Source organism: Novipirellula rosea (genome assembly GCF_039541335.1).
Lineage (GTDB): Bacteria > Planctomycetota > Planctomycetia > Pirellulales > Pirellulaceae > Novipirellula > Novipirellula rosea.
In genome coordinates this window covers 22,554-40,913 of sequence record NZ_BAABGA010000072.1, presented here as the reverse complement: position 1 = coordinate 40,913, position 18,360 = coordinate 22,554, and the positions used below count along the sequence as shown (strand labels likewise).

At 55.2% G+C, this 18,360-nt stretch carries 12 protein-coding genes; 10 read left to right on the top strand and 2 right to left on the bottom strand.

Features of this window, described 5'->3' with window-relative positions:
* Nucleotides 1-69 precede the first annotated feature (69 nt).
* From ABD971_RS25490 to ABD971_RS25465, 6 genes are all read left to right on the top strand, one after another.
* Nucleotides 70-1,380, top strand: a complete 1,311-nt coding sequence (locus tag ABD971_RS25490; RefSeq protein WP_345326704.1) for a TCR/Tet family MFS transporter — start codon at nt 70-72, stop codon at nt 1,378-1,380.
* A gap of 176 nt (nt 1,381-1,556) precedes the next feature.
* Nucleotides 1,557-2,474: a DUF1559 family PulG-like putative transporter gene (locus ABD971_RS25485; protein ID WP_345326703.1), complete on the top strand. Its 918-nt coding sequence runs from the start codon at nt 1,557-1,559 to the stop codon at nt 2,472-2,474.
* 58 nt (nt 2,475-2,532) lie between these two features.
* Entirely contained in the window at nt 2,533-3,804 is a 1,272-nt protein-coding gene (gene dprA, locus ABD971_RS25480) for a DNA-processing protein DprA (RefSeq protein ID WP_345326702.1), read from the top strand.
* 225 nt (nt 3,805-4,029) lie between these two features.
* Nucleotides 4,030-5,556 carry a phospholipase D-like domain-containing protein gene (locus ABD971_RS25475; protein WP_345326701.1) on the top strand — a complete coding sequence of 509 codons (1,527 nt, stop codon included), beginning with the start codon at nt 4,030-4,032 and terminating at the stop codon, nt 5,554-5,556.
* A gap of 166 nt (nt 5,557-5,722) precedes the next feature.
* Complete coding sequence (locus tag ABD971_RS25470; protein WP_345326700.1) at nt 5,723-8,908, top strand: amidohydrolase family protein; 3,186 nt, start codon at nt 5,723-5,725, stop codon at nt 8,906-8,908.
* Nucleotides 8,905-10,212: an amidohydrolase family protein gene (locus tag ABD971_RS25465; protein WP_345326699.1), complete on the top strand. Its 1,308-nt coding sequence runs from the start codon at nt 8,905-8,907 to the stop codon at nt 10,210-10,212. The genes ABD971_RS25470 and ABD971_RS25465 overlap by 4 nt, the downstream gene beginning before the upstream one ends.
* Nucleotides 10,213-10,321: 109 nt before the next feature.
* Here ABD971_RS25465 and ABD971_RS25460 read toward each other — a convergent pair whose 3' ends face one another.
* A complete protein-coding gene (locus ABD971_RS25460) occupies nt 10,322-11,104 on the bottom strand; it encodes a 4'-phosphopantetheinyl transferase family protein (RefSeq protein ID WP_345326698.1) in 783 nt (260 codons plus the stop codon).
* A gap of 203 nt (nt 11,105-11,307) precedes the next feature.
* Here ABD971_RS25460 and ABD971_RS25455 point away from each other — a divergent pair, with 203 nt between their 5' ends.
* Complete coding sequence (locus ABD971_RS25455) at nt 11,308-11,823, top strand: hypothetical protein (protein ID WP_339938564.1); 516 nt, start codon at nt 11,308-11,310, stop codon at nt 11,821-11,823.
* 15 nt (nt 11,824-11,838) lie between these two features.
* On the opposite strand, the gene ABD971_RS25450 is transcribed toward ABD971_RS25455, so the two are convergent.
* A complete protein-coding gene (locus ABD971_RS25450; protein ID WP_345326697.1) occupies nt 11,839-13,311 on the bottom strand; it encodes a bifunctional folylpolyglutamate synthase/dihydrofolate synthase in 1,473 nt (490 codons plus the stop codon).
* A gap of 298 nt (nt 13,312-13,609) precedes the next feature.
* On the opposite strand from ABD971_RS25450, the gene ABD971_RS25445 reads away from it, so the two are divergent.
* The 3 genes from ABD971_RS25445 to ABD971_RS25435 are packed head-to-tail and all read left to right on the top strand — an operon-like array spanning nt 13,610 to nt 18,317.
* A complete protein-coding gene (locus ABD971_RS25445) occupies nt 13,610-14,587 on the top strand; it encodes an ABC transporter ATP-binding protein (protein ID WP_339938561.1) in 978 nt (325 codons plus the stop codon).
* A complete protein-coding gene (locus ABD971_RS25440) occupies nt 14,584-16,479 on the top strand; it encodes an ABC transporter permease (protein WP_345326696.1) in 1,896 nt (631 codons plus the stop codon). Before ABD971_RS25445 ends, ABD971_RS25440 begins: the two co-directional genes overlap by 4 nt.
* Nucleotides 16,476-18,317: an IRE (iron responsive element) gene (locus tag ABD971_RS25435; RefSeq protein ID WP_345326695.1), complete on the top strand. Its 1,842-nt coding sequence runs from the start codon at nt 16,476-16,478 to the stop codon at nt 18,315-18,317. Before ABD971_RS25440 ends, ABD971_RS25435 begins: the two co-directional genes overlap by 4 nt.
* The last annotated feature ends 43 nt before the right edge of the window (nt 18,318-18,360 follow it).

Sequence of the window (18,360 nt, the reverse complement as noted above, 5' to 3'; positions counted from 1 at the left end):
GCATCGCGACAAACTTATTGAATCCATTCAAGGGGCAATTGTAAGCCTCTGTAAAACCACGAGACTTCATTGAGCGACTTGAAAAACGATTTGTCAGATTCGGATGATCCCGGATCGCCGCTACCGCATCCGAAACGCAAAGCGGCGATCGCCTTTATCCTGCTGACGCTGTTTATTGATATTCTTGGCATCGGAATCGTGATTCCTGTGTTGCCCGAGTTGATCCAAGAATTGATCGGAGCGGAAGAGTCCGGCGCTAGCTTTTATGTCGGGGTGATCGGCGCGATGTATGCGTTGATGCAGTTTCTATTCGCGCCGATTCTTGGGGCGCTGTCGGATCGCTTTGGTCGGCGTCCGATATTGTTGGTGTCGCTGTTTGGGCTCGGTATCGATTTTCTGATTCAAGGTTTTGCACCCAATATTTGGTGGTTGTTCGTAGGCCGTTTGCTGGCCGGAGTGATGGGCGCTAGCATCACGACCGCAAACGCCTACATCGCCGACATCTCGACCGACGCCAATCGTGCTCGCAATTTTGGTTTGGTCGGGATGATGTTCGGACTCGGGTTTACGATCGGTCCGGCGCTCGGTGGCTTGCTCGGCAGTTACAATTTGCGCTGGCCGTTTTTCTTGGCAGCGGCACTTGCGCTGGTGAATTGGTTGTATGGCTACTTCGTTTTGCCTGAGTCGCTTCCCAAGGAACGACGCAGTGAATTTTTGTTGTCTCATGGCAATCCATTCCGCACTTTGAACCATTTGAAGGTTTACCCGTTTGTGGTCGGATTGACGGTCGTCTTTCTGTGCAAGTCACTTGCCCAACGCGGTTTGGAAAATGTGTGGGTGCTGTACACGGGATACCAGTTCGATTGGGATGCGGCGGCCAATGGCAAAGCACTTGGCTTGGTCGGCATTACCGCGATTGTCGTTCAGGGTGGTTTGGTCCGTCCCTTTATCAAGCGTTATGGCGAACGCAACGCAGTGCTGTTTGGGACGTTGATTTCAGCGGTGGCGTTTGCAGGATACGGATTGGCCAATCAAGCCTGGATGATGCCCTGTTTGATCATTTTCGGCTCGTTCGGTGGTTTGGCAGGCCCGGCGATTCAAAGTTTGATTTCGGGAACGGTAAGCGATTCGGATCAAGGCAAAGTGCAAGGCGCGCTGACGTCATTAGTCAGTTTGACAAACGTGATCGCCCCGATCTTTTTCACCGCAGGCTTGTTCAATTATTTCACCGGCGATTCCGCTCCCGTCGAGATTCCGGGAGCTCCATTTTTGGCCGGCGCGGTGTTGATCACCATTTCGCTGGTCGTGGCAATCCAGGTTTTTTACCGTTTTCCGAAAACCGAAGCGGTCATAACCGAGTCGAATTACGACGCAACTTGATTTGTTGCTCGACTTTGCCCGTTGGATCGCCTTATACTTGACGCTTCACGGGGGATGGGCGGCAGGTCGCTTGTGGACTCTTTTCTTCTTCGGATTTGTCGCAGTTACGGGGGTGACACGTGCGCGCGACAGGTCCAGTTTGCGGAAACTTTGTTGGGGCATTCCCTAGGCTGTTCATGCGTTCGCGGTCTCGCAGCGGGTTCACGTTGGTCGAACTGCTTGTTGTGATCGCGATCATCGGCGTGTTAGTCGCACTGTTGTTGCCAGCGGTCCAGTCCGCCCGCGAAGCAGCACGGCGAATGAGTTGTTCCAATAATCTGCGTCAGATCGGATTGGCGTCACACAACTATCATTCCCTCTATCAGCAATTGCCACGCAAGAGTCAACCGAGTCCTCGCAGCCATACCTGGGCCGCGTCGCTGTTACCCTTTGTCGAGCAAACCGCCCTGTTCGAAAGTTACGACTTTGGCGTCAATTGGAACGATGTACGCAACAAAGATGCGATTGCCACTCACGTAGAAACCTATTTGTGTCCCTCTGCTCCTGATAACCACGAGCCCGATCGACTTGGTTCCGGAATGGATACCGCAACGACCGATTACGTTCCTCATGGCGAGATAACAAAAAACATTGTTGATGCAGGCTATGTCAAACCGCGAGTCAATCGCCGAGGGCTGTTCCATGCATCGCGAGTCACTCGATTTCGTGACGTATTGGACGGACTCTCTAACACGATGTTGTTAGTCGAGTGTGCGGGGCGTCCCCAGTATTTCGTGATGGGGCGACTTGGACCCTCTACCAATAACAATGGCTGCGGCAATGTGAATGTCAGCAACTCGCGAGCCTCACTTGGCGGTTGGGCTAACCCCGGCAACTATATTCCCATGCACGGTTTCTCGGCGGATGGGCTGAGTTGTTCGGGACCTTATGTGATCAACAAGACCAACAATAACGAAGCGTATTCGTTTCACGTAGGTGGACTGCAAATCAATCTCGCCGATGGCAGCACCCACTTTGTTTCGGAACAGATTGATGCGGAGATCTATGCTTCGCTGATTACGTATCAAGGACACGAAATCGTCTCCGATTTCTAATCGTTAGCGGTCAAAACACGATATCGCAAAATGGCAAAGTGGATCGAGGAGCGTGTTGATGGCATTCGAACCCATGCTGAACGCCGATGAGGGTGAAGGGAGAACACCTGGCGACGCTCCGATTCGAGTTGACGATCCCGATCCGGATGATCACCAGGACGACGGGGCGTTATCGGCGACCTATGCCGACGATGTCCAGGACGCAGCCCCGCGACAATCTCGCGTCGTCAGTGATGAAACGAAGACCATGCTGCGGCTTTCGATGTTGCCCGGGGTGGGGCCGCGGATCTTGACGGGGCTGCTGGATCGATTTGGGTCTGCGGAAAAAACGCTGCAAGCCGCGGATGCTCAGCTGGCGTCGGTGCATGGGGTCGGGCCCAAATTGGTGCACGTGATCCGAACCGCGTCGCACCATATTGATGTCGACGCGATCATCCAGTGGTGTGCCGAGCAGGATGTGACGATCGTCTCGTCGGAGGACGAAGATTATCCCCAACCGCTTTTTGATCTTCCTGACGCGCCGCCGATCCTGTTTGTCAGCGGTAACCTGGTGGCGACCGATGAGCTTGCTGTCGCGATTGTCGGGACGCGTCACGCGACGACGTATGGATTAAAGCAAGCCGAGCGGTTTGGTTATGCCATGGCACGAGCGGGGATTACCGTGATCAGCGGGATGGCCCGCGGGATTGATTCGGCCGCCCACGAAGGGGCACTCAACGGTGGCGGCCGAACGATCGCGGTTCTCGGCAGCGGATTGGGCGAGATCTATCCGAGCGAGCACAAGGGATTGGCCAAAACGATTGCGGCTGCCGGGGCGGTGATTAGCGAATATCCACCCCATGCCAAACCTCACGCTGGCATGTTTCCACAGCGAAACCGGTTGATCGCCGGGATGTCGCTGGCCACCTTGGTGATCGAGGCTCCGGATCGTAGCGGCGCCCTGATCACGGCCCGCTTGGCGTGCGAGTTGAATCGCGAGGTACTGGCACTGCCCGGTCCGGTCACCAGTCGAATGTCACGCGGATGTAATCAATTAATTCGTGATGGTGCCAAGTTGGTGCAAACGATTGAAGACGTGCTCGAAGGGATTGGGCCGATGTGTAACCCAATCGATGCGGGCGATGGCCAATCGATTCGCAGTGGCGCTGATTTGCTGCTCAATGAACTCGAGCGAGCGGTGCTCGAGGCTGTGGGTGAATCGAGTACGCCGATCGATGAAGTGATTGTCAAAACGGAACTTCCCGCCCACCGCGTGATGGCCACGATCAGCGTTCTGGAAATGCGTTCGCTGATCCGCCGATTGAGTGGCCAATACGTCTCGCGAATCTAATCGCTGTGAATCTCGCCCGCTCGGCGACACCACAAACTAGATAGTTTTGTAGCGGTCCAGTGCAAGCCGCCCGGTCGAAAACGAACGCCGGGGGGCAGCGAATCATTCATTGATTAGCCCCTTATTCGGTAATTTGCCCGTCTTTCATCTGGCATGCCCTTTGCTCCTTGTCTTTGTCGCCCTGCTGGAACTGGGCAATAAATAACGAACACAAATGGGAACAAGATGGTCTACGTGGGGTGGTATGTCGGATCGGTTATTGGTGCCTTGTTGATGCTGGTTGCCATGACGGCGATGCGTCATGACGAGCGAAAGCATGTCGGACGGTTTGGCTGGATCGTGATTATCCTGCTCTGTCCTCCGCTTGGCTTTCCCCTGTTTCTGATCTTTGCCGGGAAAAAGATATCCGCCGAGCACGAATTGCGTGGCATCGTGCAAATGCCACCTTGTCCAAGTGTCGAAGTGCACGACCGCTGTGGATTGTCGAGCATTGGTATTCGTCGCGGACTGGCCCCCTCGACGCCTGGCAATTGTGTCAAGCTGTTGGCCAAGCCCGAAGAAATGTACCAGCATCTTTTTGAGCTGATCGACTCGGCGACCGAGTCGCTACACGTCCTTAGCTTCATCATGGCGGACGATGATCTGGGTCACAAAATTATGGACAAGCTGGCGGCCAAAGCCCGAGATGGCGTCGACGTGAAGTTGTTGGTTGATGGCGTGGGGTCGTTTTTGATGCCCGACGAAATGCTCGACACCGTTCGTGATGCGGGTGGCGAAGCGATGACGTTTAAGCCTGTTTCGCGATTATCGCGGTTTGCCTATTTGAATTTTCGTAATCATCGAAAACTGGTGATCGCCGATGGCAAACGAGCGCTTGTCGGAGGAGCCAACTTGGTGCAGTACGAAATCACTGAAAATCCCGATGACGATACTTGGGTCGATCTGTGTGTGGCAATCACAGGGCCCGCCGCGTGCCAAATCGAAGCGGTGTTTCAATCCGATTGGCGGTTTGTCAATCGAGATCATTCGCTCGATGAAGCGGACCTGCAAGAAGAGTCTCCCTGCCATGGTTGTTTTGAATCAAAGCAATGCGAACCAAAGTTGTTGCCATCGAAAAAGAGCGACTCGGAAACGAACGACCCGAAAAGAAGCGACTTGGAAAGAAGCGACTTGGAAAAAGGGGATTCGGGAACCGCGAAATCTGAACAGGACGGTGGGAGCCGTGTCCAAGTGATTCCGATTGGTCCGGATGGGCCCGGTGAAGTCATGGAAGACTTGTTGATCACGGCGATTCAACGAGCCACCAAGCGGGTGTGGATCGTGACCCCCTACTTCATTCCTTCGTCCATCGCAATGCGATCGCTCGAAATGGCTTGTCGACGCGATATCGATGTTCGGATCATGTTTCCCAACGAGAGCGACATGATGCCGGCGGATTATGCTCGATTCGAATACAGTCGTGATTTGCATGAGGCGGGCGCCCGTGTGCTGCGGTACCACGATGGCGTCGTGCATACCAAGGCGGTATTGGTCGATGATGAGGTCGCGTTTATCGGGTCGGCGAACTTTGACATGCGCAGCTTTTTTCTTAACTACGAAGTGCTGCTGGCGATTCATGATCCTCGCGTTCTCAAGCAGCTCGAGGATTGGTACACCGCGATGGAGTCCCAGTGTGATGATCGCAAAGAGCCTGACTCGCTTCGTCGCCGTTTCTTTAGTACCGCCGCTCGGATCTTTGGATCGGAACTTTAGAGCGTCGGTTACGGATCTTTTCCTGCCGCTCGATGGATCGAGAAAGGTGACAAAGGGGGATGTTTGCCAACTCCCTGGTGATTTTCTGTTCAGCGACTAACATTGACGCGAGCCCCCAGTCGGGCTCGTTCCTTGTTTCCTGCTGTGCGTCCTGAAAGCGGTGCAGATGATCTCCACGTGTCTGAAAAACAACTCTCCGCGGCAAGCATTGCCCTTCGCCTGCTTACTTGCGTTGCTGTGTTGCGGGTTTACAGATCCCTCTTCGCTGTCCGCTCAAGGGGGGGATGGTCTGCGTGCCGCCAGCACACGCCCGATTGACCAATTACGGCAAGCCGATCCATCGCCGACGTTGCTTGTGGGGGCAGAGGTTGTCACCCATCCCGGTGCGACGCCAAAGGTTATGTCGCTATTGATCCAGGGGACGACGATCGTCCGTGTGGGAATCGATTTGGAAGTTCCTGCGGGTGCCAAACGAGTGGATGTCTCGGGCAAGCGAATTTACGCTGGCTTGATCGATGCATTTCACGAGGTGGATCTTCCTGAGAATCCAGCGGTCGAGGGAACGGGGTATTGGAACCGCAATATCACGCCCGAGTACCATGCCGCTTGGGTGAGTGGTGACAAACAAGCCGACGACGGCAAACGTCGCAGCCAGGGAATTACCACGCAACTGCTCGCTCCGAGTGGCGGCATTTTGAAAGGCCGCAGTTGTGTGGTGCTGCTGACCGATGCCGATCATCCGCAGCGGTTGCTCAAAGCCGATGCTTTCCAGCATGCCACGTTGACCGTGCCACGCGGCAAGAAACGGGACAGCTATCCCAATTCACCGATGGGGGCCACAGCACTGCTGCGGCAAGCCTTGTATGACGCGGTTTGGTATCGCGATGCCAATCGAGTTTACCAGCGGAATACGAATTTGAATCGCCCCGAACCGTCGCTGGCACTCGAGCGATTGTCCCGCGAAATTGCCGAGGGGCGTTTCTTGTTCGATGCGGACAATGAACGGATGGCGATCCGTGCCGAAGCGATCGCCGATGAATTCTCTCTCGATATCCTGTTGCGTGGTTCGGGACGCGAGTACCGCAGTTTGGACGAGATTGCGGCAACCGGGCGGACCTTTCTGTTACCCGTCGATTTTCCCAAAGTGTTGGCGACCGAGACGCTCGCTTCGATCAACGATTCAACACTCAGCGATTGGATGCATTGGTACTTCGCTCCCGAAAATCCCAAACGCTTAGACGCCGCCGGAATCCAATTCGCCTTGACCACCGATGGGCTAGAGGATCCGGGAACCTTTCTGAAGCAAATTCGTGTGGCCGTCGATCGAGGACTGCCTCGTGACGTTGCCCTGGCCGCAATCACAACCACTCCGGCAAAGATTCTGGGGGTTGAGGATCGTGTAGGAGAAGTCAAAGCCGGGATGCTTGCCAATTTGGTGATTACCGAGGGTGACCTGCTGGACGCTTCGAGCAAAGTGCTTGAAACCTGGGTCGCCGGAGCTCAGTACAAAATCGGCGAGGACACGACTGCGGGCGACGATGCCTTGTTGGGTAAATGGGCCACCACGCTGGCGATCGATGGCAAGAAGGTTAAGGCAGAGTTGGTGTTCGAGAAAAATGACAAGTCATTCTCGGGCTATTTTCGCTTGGCAAAAAAGAAGAGCGACAAAAAAGCCAAACTCGAAAAGTTGATTCGGCAACGAGATCGTGTCTCGGCCTCGGTCAAACTTCACTCGTTATCGGATCGGTTTGATCAGGGAGTCTGGCAGTTGACCGTGCTGACGGTTGACGAAGATGACCAGGAATCGCCTCGACTGATGGCCACGATTCTCTTCCCAAGCGGACAATCGGAAAAATTGACGCTGAAACGCATTGAGGAAGCGAAGCAAGAGGCGAAGGGATCGTCCAAGGAACCCGCGAAGAAAACAGAGTCGCCCGAGGCAAAACAAGAACTCGCGTCCACATCCGACCCGATTGAATTGGTCTATCCGCTCGGCGCGTTTGGGCTGACGGAACAACCCGAGCAGCCGCCATTGGTGATGTTTCGCGGAGCGACGGTGTGGACCTGTGGCGACGAAGGGATCATCAGTCCCTGTGACGTCTTGGTACGAAACGGCGTGATTGCCGAAGTTGGGCAAGACCTAACCGTTCCTAAAAACTGTGTGAAAATCGACGCCAAGGGGAAACACATCACTCCGGGGATGATCGATTGTCACTCGCACATGGCGACCGATGGCGGAATCAACGAATCGGGGCAAGCGGTAACATCCGAAGTGCGTGTCGAAGACTTTATCGATAACACTGACATCACGATCTATCGGCAGTTGGCCGGCGGTGTGACTGCCGCCAATGTGCTGCACGGTTCGGCGAACCCGATCGGCGGACAAAGCCAGGTGATCAAGTTGCGTTGGGGTGGGACAATGCAAGAGTTGAAATTTGACGGTGCTCCGCTTGGAATCAAGTTCGCCTTGGGGGAAAATGTCAAACGCATCTCTTCGCGTTACCCGAATACGCGAATGGGCGTCGAGCAAATTTTGCGGGATCAATTTTTAGCCGCTCGGCAATACGAAGCCGCCAACACCGCTTGGAACAATGGCGTCCGCAATCAATTGCCTCCGCGGCGTGATTTACAACTTGATGCCCTTGTCGAAATACAACGAGGCGATCGTTGGATTCATTGCCACAGTTATCGGCAAGACGAGATTGTGGCCACGCTTGATGTGCTCGAAGAATTCAACATCCGGATCGGAACGCTGCAGCATATCCTGGAGGGCTACAAGGTCGCCGACCGGATTGCCAAACATGGCGCGATGGCGTCCACGTTTGCCGATTGGTGGGCGTACAAGTTCGAAGTTTATGACGCGGTCCCCTACAACGGCGTCTTGATGCACGATGCCGGTATCGTGGTCTCGTACAACAGCGACGATCCTGAGCTCGGACGTCACTTGAACACCGAAGCTGCCAAGGCCACCAAGTATGGCGGGGTGCCTGAGCAGGAAGCACTGAAATTTGTGACTTTAAATCCTGCGAAACAGCTTCGCATCGAGGACCGTGTCGGTTCAATCGAAGTCGGAAAAGATGCCGACCTTGTTGTCTGGAGCGGACGTCCGCTGTCGACCACGTCACGCTGCGAGCAGACTTGGATCGACGGTCGTCGTTACTTTGATGTCGATCAAGATCGCGAGCTGAGACAACGCGATCGCGAGCTTCGTTCGCGAATCATTCAAATCGCCTTGCAGGAACCGAAGCAGGAAAAGGCAAAAGAAAAGGAAGACAAAGTCGAGGAAGAGGATCGTTGGACACGGATCGACGTGTTCTGTAACGCAGGGCGAAACGCCGGAGGTGTACAATGAGAATTTTGCAAATCACAAGTTGCTTCGTTGTGTTGTTAAGCTTGGCGGGCGGACGCGAATTGCCAGCCAATGACCAGATTCCCGGGGCCGAGCAATCACGACCGATCCTGATACGCGGTGCAACGCTGCATCCGGTCGACGGCGATGTGATCGACGAGGGCGATCTTTTGTTCGACGAAGGACGGATCGTTGCGCTTGGAAAGAACGTCCAAGTCGAAAAGGGAACGCGAGTCATCGAGGCCGAGGGAAAGCATGTCTATCCGGGGTTGTTCGATGCGATGACCGATCTGGGGCTGCGCGAGATCACGGCAGTTGATGTCACCGTGGACCATGCAGAACGAGGCGAGAAGAATCCCAACGTTCGCTCGTGGGTCTCGGTGAATCCCGACAGCGAGCTGATCCCCGTGGCGCGGGCCAGCGGAGTGTTGTTGGCTCATGTCGCTCCCGGCGGACGGTTTTTTCAAGGGCAATCCGCTGTGATGCAATTGGATGGTTGGACCGCCAGTGAGATGAATTTGTCCGCGCCTAGCGCGATGTGCGTTTCTTGGGGAGCGACCCAAGTCAGCGACGCCGACCCCAAGGCGGAAGCTAAGAAGCGTGATCAGAAGTTAGAGGAACTGGACCAGTGGTTTGATCGAGCCGTCCGCTATGCCAAACAACGCAAAGCGGGACCAGTCGCTGAGGATATTCGACTCGAGGCCCTCTTGCCGGTGATCGAGGGTCGTTTGCCTTTGATGGTTCACGCGGATCGTCGCGACTCGATCGAGTCCGCTGTCGCGTATGCTCAAAGTCGAAAATTGAAGCTGGTGATCTATGGCGGGTACGACGCTGCGGACTGTGCCGATTTGCTGAAGCGTTATGATGTTCCCGTGATCATTGCCGGAACGCTCCGTTTGCCGCTACGTCGGCATGACCCTTTTGATCATCCTTATACACTTCCGCAGCGTTTAAATGCGGCGGGCGTGAAGTATGCCATCGGCGGCGAAGGGCCTGGCTATCCAGGCGGCGCGTCGAATGTTCGCAACTTGCCCTACCACGCTGGGTGCTCGGTTGCCTACGGGTTGCCGCGTGAGGATGCCGTTCGCGCGATCACGCTGTCGCCGGCGGAGATTCTCGGTGTCAGCGACCGTGTGGGCTCGTTGACGGCCGGTAAAGATGCGACGTTGATCATCGCGGACGGCGATATTTTGGAAACCGAGAGCAACGTGATCGATGCCTACATCCAAGGACGCAAAGTCGATTTGTCGAGTCGACATACGATGTTGTTCGACAAGTATCGCCAGAAATACAACCGCGGTCGCTAGAGAAGCACTGCGTAGCGGAACTCGTCAAGACTTTCGTTCCATGACGCATGCCTTCCGAAACTCTTGGCGAGTTTCGCTACGAGATGCTTCACAGCGTTGTGCTTGCACGCTATGAATTCGCAGCCACAACTTCGTCAAAGTTATTTAGATGCATCGAGAGGTGGTCGGCTGATTCCTCCGTTGCCACTGCGATCGCGGCGATAAAGGATTCGCGTGGATGGAACGAGAAGAATTTCCATTGATGCTCGCTTTCCAGTTCGGGATTGAGCATCCGGATCGTGGGGGTGTCGTCGTCAATGTTTTCGAACGCAAAATCGGACAGCGGCGTGTTCAGCCCCGTGCCAATCGCTTTGATGAACGCTTCTTTGAGCGTCCATACTTTCAAAAATGCCAATTTGCGGCGAGTCGCGTCAGAGAACGAGTGCACGTATTCGATTTCAGGCGTCGAGAAATAGCGTGTTGCGAGTTCGGGATCGGTGCGTCGCTCGAGTCGTTCCACATCGACTCCTAGCAGCTGATGTTTCGCATGACCGATCCCGCACAACACCAAGCCATCGGTGTGCGCGATATTAAATGGGGTCGAAATTTCCGCCGGTGATTTGACCGCGGGTTTGCCATGTTGCAGACAACAAAACTCGATCGACTTGGGTGATACTTTGGCTGACCCTGCGGATTGGCCCAACAGGTGTCTCGCCATTCCACGTCCGACGATGTGTTGATTGCGGCTGGTCATCACGCGGAATCGGTCGGCCCGCTCGCACTCGGATTCATCGAGCCATTGATGGCAGTACGTTTCGATCGGACCTGGTTGTGCGGACGAACTCGTCGCATGCCAAACGCGAACAACCGCTTCGTTGTTTGAACAGTTCGCTGGAGCACGCACAGAGGACATCGCAGTGAGACGAGCGGAGGAGTGAGATGAGGGGAGCATGGCCACTATTTTCGTTAAAACCGCGATAGGCGAAAGGAGTGCTAAAGTCGCCGTAAACGAAATCGATTGAAAAGGTTCAATGAGGGCCGGGGGTGGCGGTCGATTTAATGATAACCGTATCTCGGGTCGGTTGAATTAGATAACACGGTTTTCTTGGGTGAAGAATGCAAACGATTATTTTAGCCCAAATGCAGCAGGCTCAGCTATTGATGTTGGCCGGGTTCGTGATGTTGGGGTGGGTGCTAGCCCGCCGCCAGATCGCGTTGCGAAAACGGGTCACCCAGGATTCGCGAGCCGCGAACCGGGAGCTCAAGTCGATTCAGAAACGCAAAGATCCTGTGGCGCCCCTTTCCGATGCGCCCGTGGAAACTCAGCGCTGGCAAGTCGCGATGTTTGATCTGCAGCGTGAATTGACCGCCGAACTCGATACCCGCATCGCGGTTGTGCAGACGTTATTGCGACAGGTGGACGAGCGGATCGAGACGCTCGCGACCGCAGAGTCCGCAGCTTCAGGCTCCAGCACCGATGCAGCTGCCGCGACACGCTCGGTGTCGCAGTTGAGAATCGCCGCGCTAAGTCACTCGGGACTGACGGCTCAAGAGATCAGCGAGAAGCTCGAAATGCCCGTCGGTGACGTCGAGCTGATGCTCGGGGCCAGCCCGATCTCGCAAAATCAATAACACACGCTTTGTGATTTAGGCGGTTCCAGGACGTTGCAGTCCGAGGATCCACTCTCGCGCTTCGGCGGCGAGAAAGAATGAGCCGCAGATCACCAAGGCACCGCCGGGACTGGCTAGTTCCCGTCCACGTCGGCACGCATCAATCGCATCGGGAATGACATGCGTGTGAGGACGATCAGTGCTGGAACAATCGGTTTTGGGCACCATCGCTAACATCTCGTCGGGTTCGCGGTAACGAGGATTGCCGCTGTATTTGGTCAGCACAAGATGCTTCGCCTTGGGGGCCAAAGCCGCCAGCATCGGTTCGGCCGACTTGTCCCGGCTGGTTCCAAACACAATCGTGATTTCGCGGTCGGGCAAACGATCGTTGATCGTTTTGATCAAAGCCGCCACGGAGTCCTCGTTATGAGCGGCATCGACAATCGCGATCACGCCATCGTCTAAATTGAAACGCTCGATCCGTGCGGTGCAGTTCAACGAGGCCAATCCCGACGCAAAGGCGGTTTCGGGGATCGAGAGCCCGGACTCGGCTAACAGGTCGGCCACAGCGATCGCCACGGCGGCGTTGCGAGCTTGGTGGTCGCCCTCCATCGCCAATGCCACTTCGTGGGAATCGCGAAGCGGTGCGGTGCGGCCTTGGTAGCAGAGCTTGGATCCCCAATCGGAGTTTGGCTCGATTGAAATGGTAAAGTCGCCGGCGGATTGCACGGCGGCCGCACGAGACTCCCCGGCGGGGGCGGTGGTTTCCCCTGGTTGGTAGGTTTCCCCTAGCTGGTACAGCGGGGCGTTTTGGTTTGCGGCCGTCCGCCGGATGACCTCGATCGCTTCGGGGCGGACGACGCTCGAGACGACAGGGACTTTCGGTTTGATGATCCCTGCTTTTTCGGCCGCGATCTCGGCGATCGTGTTGCCCAGCACGTGTTGGTGATCGAGTCCGATGCTGGTAATCGCAGTCACCGACGATGAAAACACGTTGGTGCTGTCGAGTCGTCCGCCGAGTCCGACCTCAAGAATGACGGCATCACACGCCTGGGACTGAAAATGCAGCATCGCCATGGCCGTGGTCAGCTCGAAAAACGTCGGTCCCGAGCCCGCTTCTTGATCCATTTCCTCGACCACGCTGCGAATCCGCTCGACCAAGCTGACGATTTCGTTGGCGGTGCAAGGAACATGATTGATCTGAAATCGCTCTTCCAGCTCGTTCAGATGGGGCGACGTGTACAGCCCGGTGCGATAGCCCGCTTTGCTGAGGATCCCGGCGACCATGGCGGCAGTCGATCCTTTGCCCTTCGTGCCGGCGATATGGACAAGCGGGATGGGGGGAATCGGCGAATTTGCGTGGACATGGTCGCCCAATCCGATCCGCTGGGCCAATTCGACCATGCGGCGCAGCCGAAATGGATACCTCGCCGGCGTTGTCGAAATCCGTTCGTAATTGATCCGCTCGTACAGGAAATCGAGCGAGTCTTGGTAGCCAGGGGCAGTCATGAACGTGAAACGACACGAGACGAGGGATGCAGCCGACGGAGGCTCTGCGGCACTGGCTTCCGAAGCCAGAGCGTGTTTTTTAGGCTTTCGAGTAGCGGATTGGCAATCCGTGATGCGTCGCCATCGCGGTTTTGGCAGTGTCCAACACAAACCTAAAGTATTCCATGGTTAAAAATTCGAACCCTTTCCAGGACGACGCCGTAACGTAAAAACCTTTGGAACCCGGCATTTTATTCCCCGGGATTCCGAATCGTTACGATCCCATTTTTCTTCTTCTCAACACAGAAAGCGTTTGCTCGTGGATACCGATGCTGCTGCGGTCGCTGAGTCTGCCGGCCAACCCGCTCCGAATAGTTCTGCGGACACCGATTCGGGGGTGGTCATTGAAACCCGAAACCTGAGCAAGATCTATCGCGACTTTTGGGGCCGAAAGAAGGTCCACGCGCTCAAATCGCTCGATATCGAAGTTCGCCGTGGCGAAATTTTCGGTCTGCTCGGTCCCAACGGTAGCGGCAAATCGACGACGATCAAACTGATCCTCGGGTTGTTGTTCCCGACCAGCGGCCGAGTGCTGGTGTTTGACAAGGACGCGACCGAGACGAGCAAGAACGAGCGAATCGGGTATTTGCCCGAAGAATCGTACCTGTACAAATTTTTGACCGCCGAGGAAACACTCGATTTCTACGGCCGGCTGTTCAATATGTCGGGCGCTCAGCGAAAGAAACGCGTTGACGAATTAATTAAGTTGGTCGGGCTGCAAGGCGCCAAACACCGCCAGCTTCGCGAATACAGTAAAGGGATGACGCGACGAGTCGGTTTGGCACAGGCGCTGATCAACGATCCCGACCTGATTTTGCTGGACGAACCGACCACGGGGCTCGACCCGATCGGGACTCGCGAAATGAAGGACTTGATCCTTGCCCTGCGTGACCAAGGCAAGACCGTTCTGCTCTGTAGCCACCAACTTGCTGACGTTCAAGACGTTTGCGACCGGGTTGCGATTCTGCATCAGGGCGAGCTGAAGGAACTCGGGCGTGTTTCCGATCTATTGAAGGTCCAGGACATCACCGAAGTTCACGCTCGCGGACTCAGCGAAGCGGCCAAGACCGAGATTGCCGATGTGATCAAACGGCATGGCGGAACGGTCGAATCGATCGACAACCCGACGACAACGATGGAAGACCTGTTCTTGAACATTGTTCGTGAAAGTGAAAATCGTCCCGGAGCACGTCGCGTGACGAGCGAAAGTGATGTGACGGAGGAAGCTGGTCAATGACGCTACAACCTGAGGATTTCTGGTCATTTTATGAGTGGCTTGTCCGTCCCAATGCGTTCCTCGAAAGTGCGTTGCTGCAAGGCATCGTGTTGTTCGTGCTCGCGATTTTGCTGGGATTGATTGTTGGATACATGGTCTCGGCTGCCCGCTATGGGCCGAGCGAAGGTTTTTATGCGGTCGCCCGCACCGTTCGCGACCTGATTCGTTTCGACTTGCCTGGCACCTCGGCACGCCGCGTCATGGCGCTGGCCCGGTTGGCGTTCAAAGAAGCGATTCGGCGGAAAGTCTTGTTCGTGGTCGGTTTGTTTGTGGTCGGATTGTTGCTGGCCGGTTGGTACTTGAACCCTGAAAGCGACGATCCCGCGCGGCTTTACATCAGCTTTGTTTTGACCGCAACGAACTATCTGATCCTCGCCTTGGCGTTGTTCATCAGTGCGTTTTCGCTGCCTGCGGACATCAAGAGCAAGACGATCTATACGATCGTGACCAAGCCGGTGCGTCCCACCGAAATTGTGCTCGGCCGGATGCTCGGCTTTGTTGCCGTGGGAACCATGATGATGGTTCCGATGGGATTGGCGAGCTACTTGTTCGTCACGCGTGGTTTGCGCCACACGCACCTCGAGGTGACCGATGTGCGTGAACTCAGCAATGGCCGACTCGAAGGCGAAACCGATTACATTCGCGGTCACAAACACACGTTTTCGATCGACCCTGATTCCGGAGGCCTGGGGCTTACCGACATGGTTCGTGGGCACCGTCATGTGGTCACGCAAGCCGATGACGGCACGTTCACGATTGGGCCAGCGACCGGTGCCCTGCGTGCTCGAATTCCATCCTACGGTGAGGTCCAGTTCTACGATCGCCAAGGCGATGCAAAGGACGCCGGTATCGACGTCGGTAATGAAAAGGTCCAAGAGGGTTACGGGAGTGCCGGGATCGCCCGTTTGGTCGGCGTGACCCAAGGCCCTCGTCGCGCCGAACATGGCTACATCGAAGGCGGAACCTTGGGTGTTGCCGAGTTCACGTTTTCGGATGTGACGCCGGAGCGTTATGTCGATGGGCTGCCACTGGATATGTCGATTCGAGCCTATCGCTCGTTCAAAGGCGACATCGTGACCGGGATTCGTGGTTCGATCACGATGAAACATCCCGATAAAGCGATCAGCAGCAACCCGATCACCTTTATTGTCGACGAGTACACTGTTGACGAAAAATTGTTGCCGCTCAATATCGAAGGCACCGACGGCAACGAAACGCGAATGTTGAACGTGTTCGACGATTTGGTGGACGAGAACGGTCAAATGATGGTGCAAATCCGTTGTTTGGACCGTAGCCAGTACCTCGGGGTCACCAAGAGCGGCGTTTACCTGCGTCCAGGTGAGAACAGTTTTGCTTGGAACTTGACCAAGGCCTATATCTCGATCTGGTTACAGATGACGATGATTATCGCATTTGGGGTAATGTTCAGTACGTTCCTTAGTGGTCCTGTGGCCATGGTCGCGACCGCCGTGTGCGTGTTGTTGGGATTCTCGGCCGAACAGGTCTACGACACCCGCTACTACATCGATTCGGGAATCGAGCGAGGTGGAGGACCGATTGAATCGGTCGTTCGTATTCTGAAACAGGATGCGATGACGACCCAGTTGGACGTTGATGCGTTGGCCGGCAAGGTGATCAAGGCGGTCGATGCGGGGATTGTCTATACGCTTGATGCGATCGCAACGGCGCTGCCGAACTTGCCCAAGATGGTCAGCACGGCGGAGTATGCGGCTAGCGGTTTCGATATCTTTGGTGCGTTGTTGGCACGCCATGCCGCCGCAACGCTTGGCTATTGCATTTTGGCATTTGTTGTCAGTTACTTCTTCTTGAAATCGCGTGAGATCGCGGCATGAACCGAACTACTGTCCTCAGTCGCAAACTTATTTACCTCGTCATCCTGTTGGCCATGGTGGTCCCCTTGTACATGCTCGGTCAACCGAGCGGTGGCAGCGGGGATACCGGCGGTCAACTAACCGAGATGCGGGATAAGTTTAACATCGCCGAAAGCGACCTTGGCGAAATCAGTCCGGCCAGTGAAACGATGAAGCTTGCTTCGTTGGGGCTTCGCGGAGTGGCGGCAACGCTGCTTTGGAACAAGGCTCATCACTACAAAGTGCTGCATGAATGGGACCGCCTGAAGGCGACGCTCAATAACATTGCACTGCTGCAGCCGCACTTTGACAAAGTTTGGGAGCACCAAGCTCACAATCTTGCCTATAACGTTTCGACCGAGTTCGACGATTACCGTCAACGCTACGAAATGGTGCGTGAGGGAACGGAGTTTCTTTCCAAGGGAGTTCGCCAGAACCGAAATGCACCCCGTTTGGTCTGGTACACCGGATGGTTCTACGGCAACAAGATGGGGATGTCTGACGAGAAGACTCAGTTCCGAAAATTGTTCTCCGAAGACGAAGTGCTGCATGAATCATTGATGCAACAAGGGATCGCAGTCGATAGCCCCGAAGCTCGTGGACCGTACTTCAAACCTGACAATTGGTTGGTCGGACGTCTGTGGTTGATGCACGGTTATGACATTGTCGATTCAGGCGTGAAAATTCGTCGTCAAACCCCGCTGAACTTCTTTGAAACCGGTCCAAAGTGGCGAATCAAACACGCTGAATCGATCGAAGAAGAAGGCGTGTTGGATGACCGAGCCCAGAATGCGTGGCAATTGGCATCCGAAGGTTGGCGTCGATTCGGCGAGCGAAGTGTGCCAACAACATCGCCATTTACGATCAAATTGGGACAGCTGGATGAACTCGTCCGGCTAAAGGCACTGCGAATCGAAGAGTTCAAAAAGGCAGTCGGCGATGCGGCCGCCGGAGTGAACGAACATTCCGATTTTATGGCTCTGGCGAAACTGGCCGACCCCAAAGTGCGATTGCAAGCGATCGAATTGGCCGGCGAAATCGCGGACCTCGAACAACGTCGTAATAAGACCGATGGTTACCGCAAACAGATCAATTATCCCTACTGGGACACGTTGTCGCTTGCGGAGCAAGAGGAGCGGACGGTTAGAGCACGTCGCTTGATCTATGAAGCCGAAAAGGCCAACGAAGCTGCCGAACTGGATAAGGCGATCGACTTGTACGAGCAAGCGTTTGCGATCTGGGCTGAGATCTTTGACGATTATCCAATCCTGACGATTGATGACTCGGCCGAAGATTTGATGCAGTCGGTGCGACGTTACTCGGTTGCAATCGATAGCGAAGAATTGCCAGAGGATTTCCCGCTCAATGCGTTTGTCGAAATGATGGCCGGTGGACGCGAAGTTAGCTCCGAAGTCTACGAGGACATTCGGGTCACGCAGAAAGAAAAGGCCGAACAACGCAAGAAGGAATTGGAAGCCGAAGAGCGTGAGCGAGAGCGAAAGGCGGCCGAGGAAATGAAAGCTGCCGAAGACAAGAAAGCCGCTGAAGCGAAGAAAGCTGCCGAAGAGAAAAAGGCTGCCGAAGAGAAAAAGGCTGCCGAAGCGAAGAAGGCTGCTGAGGAGAAAGAAGCGGCCGAAATGAAGAAGGAAGAAGAAAGCAAGGCGGAGTCGTCCGGCGATGACAAGACCGAAGAGGTGTCGCAGGACGACGATGTCTCTAAAGTTGAAAAAGCGGAGGTCGAAGAAGCAGAAGTGAAGGAAGTCGAGACGTCCGACGAAACCGATTCGCCAACCGAGCTCGAGACCGCTGAGGATTCGTGATCGATTCGAAGTGGATCCGCATTTCGTTCGGGGCCGCTTGTTG

Excerpts from the sequence above, each read along its gene's own strand:
- ABD971_RS25465 (WP_345326699.1), top strand. The coding sequence starts at position 8,905 with ATGAGAATTTTGCAAATCACAAGTTGCTTCGTTGTGTTGTTAAGCTTG.
- ABD971_RS25450 (WP_345326697.1), bottom strand. The coding sequence starts at position 13,311 with ATGACTGCCCCTGGCTACCAAGACTCGCTCGATTTCCTGTACGAGCGG.
- ABD971_RS25460 (WP_345326698.1), bottom strand. The coding sequence starts at position 11,104 with ATGTCCTCTGTGCGTGCTCCAGCGAACTGTTCAAACAACGAAGCGGTT.
- ABD971_RS25475 (WP_345326701.1), top strand. The coding sequence starts at position 4,030 with ATGGTCTACGTGGGGTGGTATGTCGGATCGGTTATTGGTGCCTTGTTG.
- ABD971_RS25435 (WP_345326695.1), top strand. The coding sequence starts at position 16,476 with ATGAACCGAACTACTGTCCTCAGTCGCAAACTTATTTACCTCGTCATC.
- ABD971_RS25470 (WP_345326700.1), top strand. The coding sequence starts at position 5,723 with ATGATCTCCACGTGTCTGAAAAACAACTCTCCGCGGCAAGCATTGCCC.
- ABD971_RS25440 (WP_345326696.1), top strand. The coding sequence starts at position 14,584 with ATGACGCTACAACCTGAGGATTTCTGGTCATTTTATGAGTGGCTTGTC.
- ABD971_RS25455 (WP_339938564.1), top strand. The coding sequence starts at position 11,308 with ATGCAAACGATTATTTTAGCCCAAATGCAGCAGGCTCAGCTATTGATG.
- ABD971_RS25485 (WP_345326703.1), top strand. The coding sequence starts at position 1,557 with ATGCGTTCGCGGTCTCGCAGCGGGTTCACGTTGGTCGAACTGCTTGTT.
- dprA (WP_345326702.1), top strand. The coding sequence starts at position 2,533 with ATGGCATTCGAACCCATGCTGAACGCCGATGAGGGTGAAGGGAGAACA.